A 15639-nucleotide genomic window follows, 5' to 3' on the forward strand; every position below is an offset into this window, starting at 1 on the left:
TGTTATTTTTTAGAAGCCGAATAAATAGTTGCTACTCCGAAAGTTTGCGGCAAATGCTTTACATCTATAAACCCAATTTTCCGCAAAATATTGTTCAATTCTTCACCGTACGGGAAAATTGAGGCAGAATCGGATAAATATTGGTACGCTACTTTGTCTTTGGAGAAAAGTTTACCGATAACCGGCAGTATGTATTTTGTATAAAAGCGGTATCCTTGTTTGTATGGGAAACGGTCCGGGACAGAAGTTTCCAGGATGACAAAAAGCCCTCCGGGTTTCAGTACACGCAGTATCTCGGCAAGCCCTTGCTGCAGGTTTTCAAAATTCCGGATACCAAAGGCAACGGTTACCACATCAAAAGACGCCTCTTCAAAAGGGATTTTTTCCGAATCGCCCAAAACCAGCTCGATCCTTTCGGATAAATTCTTATGGGCCACTTTTTGCTTCCCTACTTCGAGCATACCGGCAGAAATGTCAAGGCCGATGATTTTTTTTGCCTGCGTATTGGCCAGCAAAATAGCCAGGTCCCCGGTTCCTGTTGCAATGTCAAGTATGGTTTCGGGGTTTTTTCCAGCCACCATCTTCAGAATCTTTTTGCGCCATTTGATGTCCACTCCAAACGAGATAACCCGGTTCAGGCTGTCGTATTTTGTAGAGATGGTGTCAAACATTTTTGCGACTTGTTCCTTCTTTCCCAGGTCAGAATCTTTGTATGGTTTTGTGCTAATGGACATAAAATAAATTTCAACAAATATAAAATTAAATTCCGAATGTTTAAAAACAGGTCAATCATCGATGAATTTAAGATGTTAATCGTTTTTAGTTAATTATAAGTGTTTGGTATTGTGGTAATTAAAAATTTTTGTTAAATTTACTCCCTTGTAAAATGTCAATAGGTTCATTTACCGAGAGGTAAAAATAATGAAGCAAGTTGGCACAATTTGTCTCACTATCTTTAATCAAAATTTGCAATTGTCTTTTCAATTGTAGAAGTGCACAAACGTTCTTTGGGTTAAATTTGTTTTTGGAAATTTTAGTTTTGTTATATTATCTTAGTGGTATTTGGTAATATGACGTTTGAGATTCGTCTCAGTTATGTATTGGCCATATAACATGGTTGAACAATATATGGCAAAATAATTTTGATTCTAGAAATTTACCCTGGCATTTTATAAAGAACGCCTTCTGTTTGCAGGAGGCGTTTTTTTATGGTTTATAGTTTCGTATAGGTTTCAAAGGTGAAGTCGTAGGCATGTTTCTCATCCTTGCCGTGGCATTCGGAAGCCGATAATTTCCATTTTCCCGGATCGATTTCAGGGAAAAAAGCATCGGCATCAAAAGAATGATGCACCCTGGTCAGCTCGATGCAGTCTGCAATATCGATAGATTGCCTGTATATTTCCCCACCGCCAATAACATAAATAGTTTCATCATCCGGGCAGGCAGCAATGGCACTTTCCATAGAATTGACTACATAACAGCCTTCCGGGACTTTGTAATCCCCGTTTCTGGTAATGATAATATGGGTGCGGTTGGGCAATGGTTTTGGAAAGCTTTCGAACGTTTTCCTTCCCATAATGATATAATGACCCGAAGTAATGGCCTTAAACCGCTTAAAATCGTCGGGAAGATGCCAGAGCAGGTCGTTGTCTTTTCCCAGCTCATTGTTTTCGCCGGCTGCGGCAATCAGTGTAATCATGGAAGTATCAGTTATTGTTTTGGTCCAGGTCTTTTTGGAGTTGTTCTATTTTCCGTTCCTGTTTGGCGATAAGCTTGTCTATTTGTGTCCGCTCCCAGTTTTTGTTCATGAAACTGTCCGTGATAAAAACCCGGATAAAATGCAGAATGAACAAAAAACTCCAGATGGTAATTACCCATAGGAACCAATGCGTTTCAGGATATACGTTAAGCAGTTTGTTTACAACCAAAGAGAAAATACTTCCCAGAACAAAGAATACAAAGTGATAATACAAGCGTTTTTTTTGCTTCAGGCGTTGTCTCGCGTACTCGTATTGTTCGTGTAGAGAATTATCCATAAGTAAGGTTTTACGGATTTAAAGATAAAATTATTTTTTTGAATTTAAATGCGTGTTGCTAACTATTTGCAATCCGGGCCCAAAAAACGATATGGTTTTGTTCCTTATCCTTAAGCCATTATTCCTTATACCGCTACTGCTCCTTTTATATGAGGATGCGGCTCGTAGCCTTCCAATGTGAAATCTTCAAAGGTAAAGTCGAAAATGTCTTTTACGGCCGGGTTCAAAATCATTCTAGGCAATGGTTTCGGTTCCCGTGACAATTGCAGTTCCAATTGCTCATAATGATTGCTGTAAATGTGCGCATCGCCAAAAGTATGGATAAATTCACCGGCTTCCAGTCCGCAAACCTGCGCCACCATCATCGTGAACAGGGCATAAGAAGCGATGTTGAAGGGAACGCCCAGGAAAATATCGGCGCTGCGTTGGTACAACTGGCAGGATAATTTACCGTCAGCAACATAAAACTGGAAAAAGGCATGGCAGGGCGGCAAAGCGGCTTTTCCATTGGCAACATTTTCGGCAAATGACTTGGACGTATCCGGCAAAACGGAAGGATTCCAGGCGGAAACCAGCATCCTGCGGCTGTTCGGGTTGGTTTTTAAGGTATCGATCAATTCCTTGATCTGGTCAATTTCCTCGCTGTTCCAATTGCGCCACTGGTGTCCGTAGACCGGGCCCAAATCACCGTTTCCGTCGGCCCATTCGTCCCATATTTTTACACCATTTTCATTCAGGTAAGCAATATTGGTGTCGCCTTTCAAGAACCAAAGCAATTCATGGATAATAGATTTCAAATGCAGTTTTTTGGTCGTAACCATCGGAAATCCTTCACTTAAATCAAAACGCATCTGGTACCCGAAAACACTTTTGGTTCCCGTTCCTGTCCTGTCTCCTTTTTGGTTCCCGTTTTCCAAAACGTGCTTAACCAAATCTAAATACTGCTTCATTGTCTACTATAAATGATGGGTTTTGCCTATAAAATGATGCATTGCTGGTTGCCGTTTTACAGTTAAAATAATTTTTAGCTTTCCCTTTTCGAAATCTCGTCCCGTATTTTGGCCGCTTTTTCATAATCTTCTTCCTGGACCGCATTGTCTAAAAGATCATGAAGCTCCGAAAGGCTGTGCTTGGCGTAGGAACTCTTGCTGTCATTGCTTTCTTCCAGCCCGAAGGTTTCAGGGGAAGACAGGATGTCATCAATATTCTGCTGGTCCGGATTTTCGGTTTCAGGGTTTATCTTCAGGAAAATACCGGCTTTGTCCAGGATGTTTTTATAGGTAAAGATTGGGGCGTTGAAACGAAGTGCCAAGGCAATCGCATCTGAAGTTCTCGCATCAATGATTTCCTCAATCTTATCACGTTCGCAAATCATGCTGGAGTAAAAAACACCATCCACTAATTTGTGGATGATAACCTGCTTGATGACAATGTCAAAGCGGTCAGCAAAGTTCTTGAACAGGTCATGTGTCAGCGGGCGGGGCGGTTTGATTTCTTTTTCGAGCGCAATGGCTATAGACTGGGCTTCAAAAGCGCCAATCACGATTGGTAATTTCCGGTCTCCGTCCACTTCGTTCAAAATAAGGGCGTAAGCTCCATTTTGTGTCTGGCTGTAAGATATTCCTTTTATGGTAAGTTTTACTAAACTCATAGTTTTTGAGTGTTAAGCATGGCGTGTAAGGCTCGGGCTTAAAAATTTTGCTGGTGTAAATTGATTAACTGCAAAGCCTGGTAAAACGGCTTCCTTTGTCATTTCTGGCATTGCGCCGGGTTTTGCAAAGGTGTTGCCAATAGCAGGAAAGCGTATGCAAAGTAACGAAAAACTTTTGCTTCAAGAAACGGAAAACAAAAAAAATGAGCTGTATAATTTGAATTACACAGCTCATCATATGGATATCCTGTAAGGATTATGAGTTTTGGGCTTTGAAAGCTTTTAATTTCTCGGTTAATTTTGGAAGGATCTCGAAAGCATCCCCTACAATTCCGTAGTCGGCTACTTTAAAGAATGGCGCGTCAGCATCAGCATTGATCACAACCTTTACTTTTGAAGAGTTGATCCCCGCAATGTGCTGGATCGCTCCTGAAATCCCTACGGCAATATATAAATTCGTGGCAACCGGTTTTCCTGTTTGCCCTACGTGCTCGCTATGAGGCCTCCATCCTAAATCGGAAACAGGCTTGGAGCAAGCAGTTGCCGCTCCTAAAACTGCTGCCAGGTCTTCGATCATACCCCAGTTTTCAGGGCCTTTCAATCCGCGTCCGCCGGAAACTACGACATCGGCATCTGCAATGGTTACTTTGCCCGATCCTTTTTCTACCGATTGTACTTTTACGCCAAAATCTGCATCTGAAATAGACGGTGCAAAATCTTCCGCTGCGGCAGTACCTGCGTTTTCAAATATCCCGTAAGAGTTTTTACCCAAACACAACACTTTTACATCTGAAGAGATTTCAGTAATATTGAATGCCTTGTTTGAGAAAGCGTTTCTTTTCACCTGGAAAGGAGACATGCTTACAGGCAATCCTACCACGTTAGAGGCAAAACCGGCGTTTAACGCTACCGATACCAAAGGGGCAAGGTATAAACTATCTGTTGAAGAAGACAGCAAGATCAATTTGGCGCTTTCTTTTTCAGCGGCTTGCTTTACTGCATCGGCATAGGCTTTAGCCGTAAAATTGGCCAATTTGTCATTGGTTACTTTCAATACTTTATCGACACCATATTTAGACAATTCGGAAACGTCACTGATGTTAATGGTTAATGCCGTAACGGTCTGTCCGGTAGTCTCGGCTATTTTTTTGGCATAAGAAGCTAATTCGAAAGCGACTTTCTTGAATTTACCTTCTGCTGATTCTGCGTATATTAATATTGACATGATTTTATTATTTTGAATGTGAATCCTAAATTTTAAATGATCCTGAATCCAATCCCGTCATTTAAAACTCAAAATGTAAAATTAGATGACTTTTGCTTCGTTGTGTAATAAGTTGATTAATTCGTCAAGGTTATCCGGACTGATTAATTTCACCGCCTGTTTCGGAGCCGGTTTTTCAAACTTCACAGCTTTTGTGTTCGCATCGGCACTCACAGGCTCAAGGATTGTCAGGGCTTTTGTTCTTGCTGTCATAATACCTCTCATGTTCGGGATGCGAAGGTCTTTTTCTTCTACAAGCCCTTTTTGCCCGCCTACAATTAAAGGAAGGGTAGTGGTTACCGTTTCTTTTCCACCGTCAATTTCCCTGATGGCCGTAACATTGGTACCGTCCACTTTCAAATCGATGCAGGAGTTTACGAAGTTGTCTCCCAAAATCCCGGCAATCATTCCCGGAACCATACCGCCGTTGTAATCCAATGATTCTTTACCGGCAATCACTAAATCGTAAGAGCCGTTTTTGATCACTTCCGCCAATTGTTTGGCTACGAACATCCCGTCGGTTGGGTTGGCGTTGATACGGATAGCTTCGTTTGCCCCGATTGCCAATGCTTTACGTAAGGTTGGCTCCGTGTCCGGCCCTCCAACATTTACAACAGTTACGTTAGCGCCTTGCTGCTCCTGGAACCAGATGGCACGGGTTAAGCCAAATTCGTCATTTGGATTGATTACATATTGTACACCATTGGTGTCGAATTCTGAATCACCATTGGTAAAGTTAATTTTTGAAGTAGTATCAGGCACGTGGCTGATGCAAACTAATATTTTCATTTCTTCTGTATTTGGTTCTTAAAATCGGAATACAAAAATAGCATAATATTTCAATAATATACTATGCATGCATAATATTTTTTTCATTGCATTCAAAAGAAATCGGTTTTTAAGTATAGGGGAATGAATGCAGTAGCAGGATTTTGTAGTAGTATTGAAAAACAAAACGGTTGCTTTACTGCTATACCCTCAATTGCTGAGGTAAAGAAAAGAGTGTTTCTTTATTTCCCAAGTTGATTGGTTTTGGGTCTTAACAGCTGCATTCTTCAAACAAATCCATTCATGCAAGCAAATATACGGCACATTATTCTTCTTACATTTTAGTAAGAAACAAAGAGTTCTGGATTTCTAACAAAAATTTAACAATAACAATAACGGAACGTTCGTTCCATTATTATATCTTTGCCTTATAAATAATTACAAATAACAATTTAAATAATTACAAATGAATAAATTAGAAAACAAAGTGGCTATTGTCACAGGAGGGAACAGCGGTATCGGATATGCTGCTGCCAAAGAATTGAAAGCACAAGGTGCAAAAGTGATTGTGACCGGCAGAAACCAAGCGGCTTTATTGATAGCTGAAAAGGATTTGGGTGTTACGGGTATCGTGGCAGATCAGGCAGATTTGAAATCAATTGAAAACCTGGCGGCAGAAGTAAAAACCAAATTTGGTACAGTAGATGTTATTTTCCTTAATGCGGGCATCGCCAGTTTTGCTCCGTTGGAATCTGCTTCTGAAGCCCATTATGACAGCATTATGGATGTCAATGTCAAAGGAGTGTATTTTACATTGCAGCAATTATTACCTGTTTTAAATGATGGTGGTTCTGTGATATTCAATGCGTCAGTCAATGCCAGTTTGGGGATGCCGGGTTCCAGCGTGTATGCGGCCAGTAAAGCAGCCATTTTGGCAATAAATAAAGTTTTTGCCACCGAATTGGCACCGAGAAAAATCCGTGTGAATGCCATTTCTCCAGGACCGGTTGAAACACCAATTTACGGTAAGTTGGGTATGCACCAGGAAGAAGTGGATGGTTTTGGCGAAGTATTAGGTCAAAAAATACTCTTGAAGCGTTTCGGGCAAGCATCTGAAATTGCAAAAACAGTCGCTTTCCTTGCTTCCGATGACGCTTCATTTATCACTGGTACTGAAATCGTAGTTGATGGAGGTCTTTTGGTAAATCCTGTAGTTTAATTTTTTGCCCTAATTTTGGAACGAACGTTCTGTTTTTTGCTAACTTTGCAGGATACTTTAAAAGAATTATGTATGGCACGTACAAAAGAATTCAACGAAGAACAGATCTTGGATAAGGCAATAGATATCTTTTGGTACAAAGGATATAACGGAACGTCCGCTCAGGATTTGGTAACTCATTTGGGGCTGAGCCGTTCCAGCCTGTATGACACGTTTGGCGACAAACATACTTTGTTCGCCAGGGCACTGGGCCGTTACCAGCAAAAAGGAGTTGCTGATGTCAAAGAATTGATTGCCCGGTCAGGCGACATGAAAGAAGTGCTCAAGGGACTGCTCAAACAGGCAGTGCTGGAAAGCAGCCAGGACCGGAATACCAAAGGCTGTTTTGCCGTAAATTCGATGGTTGAACTCGCCTTGCACGATAAGGAAATAGCCAGGCTTTTGGACCAGAACCGACAGGATATGGAAATCGTTTTCCTTGAAGCGGTCAAAAAAGGGCAGGAACTGGGCCAAATCACAAAAGAACACAGCGCACTTTCCCTTTCTCGGTTTTTATATTGCACCTATTCGGGAATCAGGGTGCTATCAAGATCTAAGGAAACTGCAAAAGAAGTCTATGATGATATATTGAAGGTCTTCTTTTCCATCTTGTAATACCTGCCTAAAACCACTTAACAATAGTAAGTGGTTTTTTTATGGGTTGGGCTTCCGGGGGTAGGGTAGTCAAATAAAACAACAATCAGCAAAACCTTTTAATTTATGGCGCAAAACACACTTTAAAGACGATTTGCGACAAACAACACCTGCTTTTCCATTTTCTCTAGAGTGCAGTCAGAGTGCAGTTAGAGTGCAGTTAGACTACAGCAAGAGTGCAGGGCAACTGCTTTTTGCCTCCCGGATGCCTAATTTGTATTGTTGTCCTGCCTTTTGATTCAGGGAATGAATGCCAATTGCGTCCTTGGAAAATAAATTCATCTTTTCTATTTAAGATATAAGCAATAAGTGATTTAAAATTTTTATTTTTGCTGTTCAATTTTACAGAGAACACATATAATATGAGAACGATACAATTTAGAGAAGCTATTTGCGAGGCGATGAGTGAAGAGATGCGTCGCGATGAATCAGTATACTTAATGGGTGAAGAAGTAGCGGAATACAACGGGGCTTATAAGGCTTCCAAAGGAATGCTGGATGAATTTGGCCCTAAAAGAGTTATTGATACGCCTATTGCCGAGCTTGGTTTTGCAGGTATCGCGGTAGGTTCGGCCATGAACGGCTGCCGCCCGATTGTAGAATATATGACCTTCAATTTCTCTTTGGTAGGTATCGACCAGATTATCAATAACGCGGCAAAAATGCGCCAGATGTCTGCCGGGCAGTTCCCAATGCCGATGGTATTCCGTGGGCCTACAGCTTCTGCAGGGCAATTGGGTGCAACACACTCGCAGGCTTTTGAGAACTGGTTCGCGAACACTCCGGGGCTTAAAGTAGTGGTGCCGAGTACCGTTTACGATGCTAAAGGGTTGCTTAAAGCAGCCATCCGTGACAACGATCCTGTTATTTTCATGGAATCGGAGCAAATGTATGGAGATAAAGGAGAAGTGCCTGAAGAAGAATACATCATCCCGTTAGGGGTTGCCGATATCAAACGTGAAGGGACAGATGTAACCATCGTTTCCTTCGGTAAGATCATCAAGGAAGCGCATATCGCTGCTGACGAATTGGCCAAAGAAGGCATCTCCTGTGAAATCATAGATTTAAGGACTGTCCGCCCAATGGATTATGACGCGATCTTAACTTCTGTAAAGAAAACCAACCGATTGGTAGTATTGGAAGAAGCCTGGCCTTTTGCCTCTGTTGCTTCCGAGATCACCTATATTGTGCAGGAGCGTGCTTTCGATTTCCTGGATGCACCTATCCAAAGGATTACTACTGCCGATACACCGGCACCTTATTCCCCGACTTTGCTCAAAGAATGGTTGCCTAATGCGCAGGATGTAATCAAGGCTGTCAAAAAAGTAATGTATAAATAATTGACAATTTGTAATTCTTAATCTGTCAATTAATAAAATAACTATATTTGAAACTTCATCATAATCTGATGAAGTTTTTTTTTCCTATGAAGAATCTTTTTGCCCTTATAAGCCTTTTGTTCGTTTCTGCCGTTTTTGCCCAGACCAAGGTGAGCGGAATCGTATACGACGACATGAACCAGACCATTCCGTATGCCAATATTTGTTTTAAAGGCACCCGGGAATGTGTCACTTCCGATGAAAACGGGCGGTTCTACCTCGAATCTGCCGAATCCCGAAAGATCCTGGTTGTTTCCTATGTTGGTTTTGAAACCAAAGAAATAACCCTGGCCAAAGCCGTCAATTACAATATGAAGATATCCTTTGCTGCAGCCAATGTGCTCCAGGAAGTCAAGATCTATTCCGGGAAAACCTCCAAAAAGAACAACCCCGCCCTGGATATCCTTCGTAAGATATGGGAAAGAAAGCGTAGGAACGGTTTGCACCTGTTCGATCAATACCAAATGAACAAATACGAAAAAGTGGAGTTTGACATGAACTCCATCGATTCCGCCTTCATGAAAAACAAGGTATTCAAAGGGTTGGAATTTATTTTCAAGCAAGTGGACACTTCCAAGATTACCGGGAAAACCTACCTGCCGATCTTCATCAATGAATCCCTGTATGACGTGTATGGCGACAATACCAACGGAAAGAAAAAGGAAATCCTCAAAGCCAACAAGAATTCCGGACTGGGAGATGGCAACGGAGTGGATACTTTCATCAAGGATTTGTATTCGGAGTACGACATCTACAACAATTACCTGAACTTTTTTGACAAGAACTTCGTAAGCCCGCTGTCCAGGACCGGTATCAATACCTATAATTATGTGTTGAGCGACAGTACTTTTATAGACAACAAATGGTGTTACAATATCGTGTATTACCCAAGAAGGAAAAACGAATTGACCTTCAAAGGGGATTTCTGGGTAAACGATACCACCTTCGCTATCAAGAAAATCAACATGGCTGCTTCAAAAAGTGCCAATATCAACTGGGTGAAAGACATTTATATCGAACAGGAATTCGATGTGCTCAACGATTCGGTCTTCCTGCTCAAAAGAGATTACATGATGTCGGATTTCGCCTTAAACAAAAAAGAATCCTCCAAAGGGATCTACGGAAAAAGGACTACATTATACAGCGACCATAAATTCAATATCCCCAAACCGGATAAGTTCTATAAGGACGATGTCAATGATTTTGACCAGGATGTCTTCAATAAATCAGAAGAATTCTGGAACGAAAACCGGATGGAAAACCTAAGCAAGGACGAATTAGGAGTCTATAAAATGCTCGATACCCTTAAAACGGTCAAGAAATTCAAGCGCTTGTACAATTTAGGGACTATCCTGGCCAGTGGTTATATCCAAAAAGGGATTATTGATTTCGGGCCTATATTTTCCACCTTTGGTTACAATGATGTAGAAGGCCAAAGATTGCGTATCGGCGGGAGGACCTATTTCGGATCCAATGACCCGTGGCGGATCCAGGCGTATACCGCTTACGGATTCAAGGATAACAAATTCAAGTACGGTATTTCCGGAAAATGGATGATCGACAAGAAGAACAGGATCATAATCTCGGGAGGGAACCGGCGCGACGTGGAGCAGATAGGGGTGAGCCTTACCACTTCAAACGATGTGCTGGGCAGGAGTTTCGCTTCTTCTTCCTTTTTTGCCAGCGGCGACAACAGCAAGCTGACCAATGTAAACCTGACCTCTTTTGCCGCAGAAATAGAACCGCTTAAAAACCTGGTGCTGCAAACAGGATTCTCGTACAGGACCCTGGAATCGGCCTCGCCAACCTTCAGCCTGGATTACTATTCAAACGGAGGCATAAAATCCAATGTGAAACAGTCCGAGATTACCTTTGGGTTTGATTACACACCAAAACGCAAACTGGTCGGTTACGGCGTTGAGCGTTTGGAAGTGGACAATTACTATCCGAGGATTTTTGTCAATTACAGCCAAGGATTAAAAGGAGTGTTCAACAGTGATTTCAATTACCAGAAACTGCAGTTGTATTACCGCCAGCCTATATTCATGGGAGGCATGGGCCGTTTGTTCTCTACTTTTGAGGTAGGCAAGATCTTCGGGGAAGTGCCGTTGGGGCTTATGGCCGTTGTGCCCGGCAACCAGTCGTACTTTGTGATCGACAACACCTACAACCTGATGAATTATTACGAATTCATAACCGACCAATATACATCGCTGCATTTGGAGCATCATTTCAACGGCCGTATTTTCTCCAGGATCCCGTTTATGAAAAAACTCAACTGGAGGGAAATTGTCGGGGTAAAAGCAGTCTACGGCAGCGTTTCGGATCAAAACCGTGCCATTAACGCCTCCGGGCTCAATTATATGGCGCCTGTAAACGGCTATTGGGAATACCATGCCGGTGTGGCCAATATCTTTAAGGTTTTCCGGATCGATTTCGCCTGGCGCGGAAGCTACCTGAATCTTCCGGATGCCAATAAATTTACGGTCAAAGGATCGTTCGGGTTTTATTTCTAGGAGCTATTCCTGCTATCCACTGTATCTTTTCCCTGTTAAAGGAACAGGAAAAAGGATGCCGTTGCTATCAGGGCTAAAACTAACCGTATGCAAGAAGCCATTCAATACCTTTCGGCAAAAGACCTTATTTTCAGGCAAATCATCGAGACCTACGGGCTTCCGGTCATTCCGAGCCGTCCGCAGGGATTTGAAACCTTGGTACTCCTGATTTTGGAGCAGCAGGTTTCCGTCGATTCCGCCAAAGCCACTTTCCTCAGGATGCGGGAAGGGGTTTCCGCTATCGAGCCACCGGTTTTGATTGGCCTTACGGAAGAGGAATTCCGGGCCTTTGGCGTAAGCCGTCAAAAAGCAAAATACATCAAATGCCTCTCCGAAGCAATCCTGGAAGGAGCCCTCGACCTGGAAAGCCTCTCGGTCAAACCCTCTGAACAGGTCAGGGAGGAACTGATAAAAATAAAAGGCATCGGGAACTGGACCATTGATGTCTACCTGATGTTCTGCCTCAAATCCCCGGATGTCATTCCGCTGGGGGATATCGCGATTGTCAATACCATGAAAGAACTGCTGTCTATCCAGGACAAGCAGGAAATGGAAGTGTATGCCCGCAATTGGGCTCCCCACAGGACGTTAGCTTCGTTTTTGCTATGGCATTATTATCTTCAAAAACGCGGAAGGAAAATCACCTATCAATACTAATAAATTGTAAACTCTTTATACGGAATGCTTGCAAAACCATTTTTTTGCAGTACTTTTGCACCCTCAAAAAATGTAAAAAAGAGTATAAAATGACAGCTGATAAAGTAAAAACTTTCGATGTATTGGTCGAGATTCCAAGAGGTAGCAGAAACAAATATGAGTACGATTTCGATTTGAAAAGAATGCGTTTCGACCGTATGTTGTTTTCTTCAATGATGTACCCTGCAGATTATGGTTTTATTCCTGAAACATTGGCACTTGACGGTGACCCTTTGGATGTCCTGGTATTGGTAACAAAACCGACTTTCCCCGGATGTGTGATTGAAGTGAAGCCTATTGGTGTTTTCCACATGGCTGATGATAAAGGACCGGACGAGAAAATAATCTGTGTGCCTGTTTCAGACCCTATTTGGAACAAACTGAACGATCTTGGCGATATCAATTCCCACTTGTTGAAAGAAATCGAACACTTTTTCCAGGTATACAAAGATTTGGAAAACAAAAAAGTAGACGTTGAAGGCTGGGGAGATGTTAATGAAGCACTGCGAATCCTGGGAGAATGCGTAAAACGTTTTGAAGATATCCAGGACAAACCGGAAGGATTGTTCAGCATCAGATAATTGTTTATAATCTGGTTTAATAAAAAAGCAACATTTTAATTAAAATGTTGCTTTTTTATTTATATTGGTGGTTATATTTAAAAGATTAATTAACTAACCAACCAAAAACTAATTATGAATTCAATGATGATTTATGTGCCAATTGTCATGGCATTAATAGGCCTTGCATTTATGGCCGCAAAAAGGGCTTGGGTACTCAAGCAGGATGCCGGAGACGGTAAAATGAAAGAAATTTCAGAGCACATTTACGAAGGAGCCCTTGCCTTTCTAAAAGCCGAATACAGATTATTGACTTTCTTCGTTATAGGGGCAAGTATTGTTTTAGCGGGGATTACTTTTGTTCCGGGAGTTAAAACAAACATATTAATTGTAGTAGCCTTTATTTTTGGGGCTATTTTTTCTGCATTGGCCGGAAATATGGGAATGAAAATTGCCACTAAAACCAATGTACGAACCACACAAGCCGCCCGTACCAGCTTACCGCAGGCATTAAAGGTTTCCTTTGGCGGTGGAACGGTAATGGGATTAGGTGTTGCCGGTTTGGCCGTTTTAGGTTTGACAGGGTTCTTTATTTTCTTTTTTAATTATTTTATGCAAGGCACCTGGACTTCTTCAGAAGATATGACAGTTGTTTTGGAAACATTGGCAGGTTTCTCCCTTGGAGCAGAATCCATTGCCTTGTTTGCCCGTGTCGGAGGTGGTATTTACACCAAAGCTGCTGACGTAGGTGCAGATTTAGTCGGTAAGGTTGAGGCCGGTATCCCGGAAGACGATCCCCGCAATCCTGCCACCATTGCAGATAACGTAGGGGATAACGTGGGTGATGTTGCCGGTATGGGAGCCGATTTATTCGGGTCATATGTTGCTACGGTCTTGGCTGCGATGGTTCTGGGTAATTATGTGATTAAAGATATGGGAGGTAAGATAGAGGATGCTTTCGGAGGAATAGGCCCTATTTTATTACCAATGGCCATAGCCGGTTTCGGGATCTTATTTTCCATCATCGGAACGATGCTGGTTAAAATTAGCAGCAACGATGCAAAGGAAAAACAAGTACAAGGCGCATTAAATGTAGGGAACTGGGTTTCCATCGTTTTAACGGCGGTTTCCTGCTTCTTTTTGGTACGTTACATGTTGCCTGAAGTTATGACCATGAAATTCTTCGGGGAAGCAGCCCAGCAAATCTCTTCCATGAGAGTATTTTATGCTACCATTGTTGGTTTGATTGTTGGCGGGGTGATTTCTTCCGTAACAGAATATTATACAGGTTTAGGGACAAAACCAGTATTGGCAATTGTCCAAAAATCAAGCACGGGAGCAGGAACAAACGTCATTGCCGGTTTAGCAACGGGCATGATTTCTACTTTTCCAACAGTTTTAATATTTGCAGCTGCTATTTGGTCTTCGTATGCTTTGGCAGGATTTTACGGAGTGGCATTGGCTGCTTCTGCCATGATGGCTACTACTGCGATGCAATTGGCAATCGATGCTTTCGGCCCAATTTCCGATAATGCCGGAGGGATTGCAGAAATGAGCGAATTGCCAAAAGAAGTCCGCACCCGTACCGATATTTTAGATTCTGTCGGAAATACTACAGCAGCAACCGGTAAAGGTTTTGCCATTGCCTCTGCCGCATTGACCTCATTAGCATTATTTGCCGCCTATGTAACTTTTACAGGTATAGACGGAATCAATATTTTCAAAGCGCCGGTTTTGGCCATGTTATTTGTCGGAGGAATGATTCCAGTGGTTTTCTCAGCCCTGGCTATGAATTCCGTAGGAAAGGCTGCGATGGATATGGTCTATGAAGTGCGCCGCCAGTTTAAGGAAATTCCAGGGATTATGGAAGGTACCGGAAAACCGGAATACGGAAAATGTGTAGAAATCTCTACAAAAGCAGCCCTTCGCGAGATGATGCTGCCGGGTATTTTAACCATTGGTTTCCCCATTGCCATTGTATTGCTAGGATTAGTGGTGTATGGTGATAATCATCAGTTAATTGCTGAAATGCTAGGAGGTTATATGGCCGGTGTGACGGTTTCGGGAGTGCTTTGGGCTATTTTCCAAAATAATGCCGGAGGTGCCTGGGACAATGCCAAAAAATCTTTTGAAGCCGGTGTAATGATCAACGGAGAAATGACTTACAAAGGGTCAGATGCCCATAAAGCTGCCGTAACCGGTGATACTGTTGGAGATCCGTTCAAGGATACTTCAGGCCCATCAATGAATATCTTGATCAAATTAACTTGTTTGATCGGATTGGTAATGGCCCCGATTTTAGGTAACGGCCATTCGGAAGGAACTTCAAAAGCGGCTTGCTGCACTATGTCTGAAGTTAGGACAGAAATGAAATGCGATGCTTCCAAAATGCCGATGATGACCAAAGACGAATGCGCTAAAATGTGTGATGAAATGGGTTGCACCGCCGAAGAGAAAGCAGTTTGCATGGCTCATTTCGATCAAAACGGTAAATTCCAAAAAGTCAAAGACTGCAAAAAAGCATGTTGCGCAGCTCTTCCTTATAAAGAAATGACAAGCAATGTTTCCAAACAGGTTGCTATCGAGAAGACAAACGTTGACGGCAAAGTAAAAGCATCCGTTACGATTGCCACGACAGAAAACGGCAAAACAACCGAAGAGGTAAAAACATTTGAAGGAACAGAAGCAGAAGTAACTGCTAAAATTGAAGAATTCAAAAAGAAATAACCCACTTGTTATAAATTTTTTAAAGCCTTGCATTTTGTAAGGCTTTTTTTGTAGTTTTTTATTTAATTTTAGCGAAACTACTAACACCCAA

14 protein-coding genes are annotated in these 15639 nt (G+C 42.1%); 7 read left to right on the forward strand and 7 right to left on the reverse strand.

The genetic code is table 11. The features are described from left to right. Positions 1-2: 2 nt before the first annotated feature. The 7 genes from ubiE to E4635_RS12210 all read right to left on the reverse strand — a co-directional run bounded on the left by ubiE (position 3) and on the right by E4635_RS12210 (position 5740). Positions 3-734: a bifunctional demethylmenaquinone methyltransferase/2-methoxy-6-polyprenyl-1,4-benzoquinol methylase UbiE gene (gene ubiE, locus E4635_RS12180; RefSeq protein WP_135526976.1), complete on the reverse strand. Its 732-nt coding sequence runs from the start codon at positions 732-734 to the stop codon at positions 3-5. Between the two features lie 479 nt (positions 735-1213). Continuing rightward, positions 1214-1699 carry a dihydrofolate reductase gene (locus E4635_RS12185; protein ID WP_135526977.1) on the reverse strand — a complete coding sequence of 162 codons (486 nt, stop codon included), beginning with the start codon at positions 1697-1699 and terminating at the stop codon, positions 1214-1216. Positions 1700-1706: 7 nt separating this feature from the next. Beyond that, positions 1707-2036 (reverse strand): 2TM domain-containing protein, encoded by a 330-nt coding sequence (locus E4635_RS12190; RefSeq protein ID WP_135526978.1) that lies wholly within the window; start codon positions 2034-2036, stop codon positions 1707-1709. Positions 2037-2161: 125 nt separating this feature from the next. Next, positions 2162-2986, reverse strand: a complete 825-nt coding sequence (locus E4635_RS12195) for a thymidylate synthase (protein WP_135526979.1) — start codon at positions 2984-2986, stop codon at positions 2162-2164. Between the two features lie 74 nt (positions 2987-3060). Then, on the reverse strand, positions 3061-3687 hold the full coding sequence (locus E4635_RS12200) for a bifunctional nuclease family protein (protein ID WP_135526980.1): 627 nt from the start codon (positions 3685-3687) through the stop codon (positions 3061-3063). A gap of 256 nt (positions 3688-3943) precedes the next feature. After that, positions 3944-4912, reverse strand: a complete 969-nt coding sequence (locus E4635_RS12205) for an electron transfer flavoprotein subunit alpha/FixB family protein (RefSeq protein ID WP_135526981.1) — start codon at positions 4910-4912, stop codon at positions 3944-3946. 81 nt (positions 4913-4993) lie between these two features. Beyond that, positions 4994-5740 (reverse strand): electron transfer flavoprotein subunit beta/FixA family protein, encoded by a 747-nt coding sequence (locus E4635_RS12210; protein WP_135526982.1) that lies wholly within the window; start codon positions 5738-5740, stop codon positions 4994-4996. A gap of 445 nt (positions 5741-6185) precedes the next feature. Here E4635_RS12210 and E4635_RS12215 point away from each other — a divergent pair, with 445 nt between their 5' ends. The 7 genes from E4635_RS12215 to E4635_RS12245 all read left to right on the forward strand — a co-directional run bounded on the left by E4635_RS12215 (position 6186) and on the right by E4635_RS12245 (position 15548). Beyond that, on the forward strand, positions 6186-6938 hold the full coding sequence (locus tag E4635_RS12215) for an SDR family oxidoreductase (RefSeq protein WP_135526983.1): 753 nt from the start codon (positions 6186-6188) through the stop codon (positions 6936-6938). Between the two features lie 72 nt (positions 6939-7010). Continuing rightward, on the forward strand, positions 7011-7592 hold the full coding sequence (locus tag E4635_RS12220; protein WP_135526984.1) for a TetR/AcrR family transcriptional regulator: 582 nt from the start codon (positions 7011-7013) through the stop codon (positions 7590-7592). Between the two features lie 401 nt (positions 7593-7993). Further along, positions 7994-8971 (forward strand): pyruvate dehydrogenase complex E1 component subunit beta, encoded by a 978-nt coding sequence (locus E4635_RS12225; RefSeq protein ID WP_135526985.1) that lies wholly within the window; start codon positions 7994-7996, stop codon positions 8969-8971. 68 nt (positions 8972-9039) lie between these two features. Continuing rightward, positions 9040-11526, forward strand: coding sequence for a DUF5686 family protein (locus tag E4635_RS12230; protein WP_394345975.1), 2487 nt, complete (start codon positions 9040-9042; stop codon positions 11524-11526). A gap of 87 nt (positions 11527-11613) precedes the next feature. Beyond that, positions 11614-12222 (forward strand): DNA-3-methyladenine glycosylase family protein, encoded by a 609-nt coding sequence (locus tag E4635_RS12235; RefSeq protein ID WP_135526987.1) that lies wholly within the window; start codon positions 11614-11616, stop codon positions 12220-12222. 89 nt (positions 12223-12311) lie between these two features. Beyond that, positions 12312-12842 carry an inorganic diphosphatase gene (locus tag E4635_RS12240; protein ID WP_135526988.1) on the forward strand — a complete coding sequence of 177 codons (531 nt, stop codon included), beginning with the start codon at positions 12312-12314 and terminating at the stop codon, positions 12840-12842. 114 nt (positions 12843-12956) lie between these two features. Beyond that, entirely contained in the window at positions 12957-15548 is a 2592-nt protein-coding gene (locus E4635_RS12245; RefSeq protein ID WP_135526989.1) for a sodium-translocating pyrophosphatase, read from the forward strand. Positions 15549-15639: the final 91 nt, after the last annotated feature.

Source organism: Flavobacterium humi (assembly GCF_004745595.1).
In the GTDB taxonomy this organism is placed as follows: domain Bacteria; phylum Bacteroidota; class Bacteroidia; order Flavobacteriales; family Flavobacteriaceae; genus Flavobacterium; species Flavobacterium humi.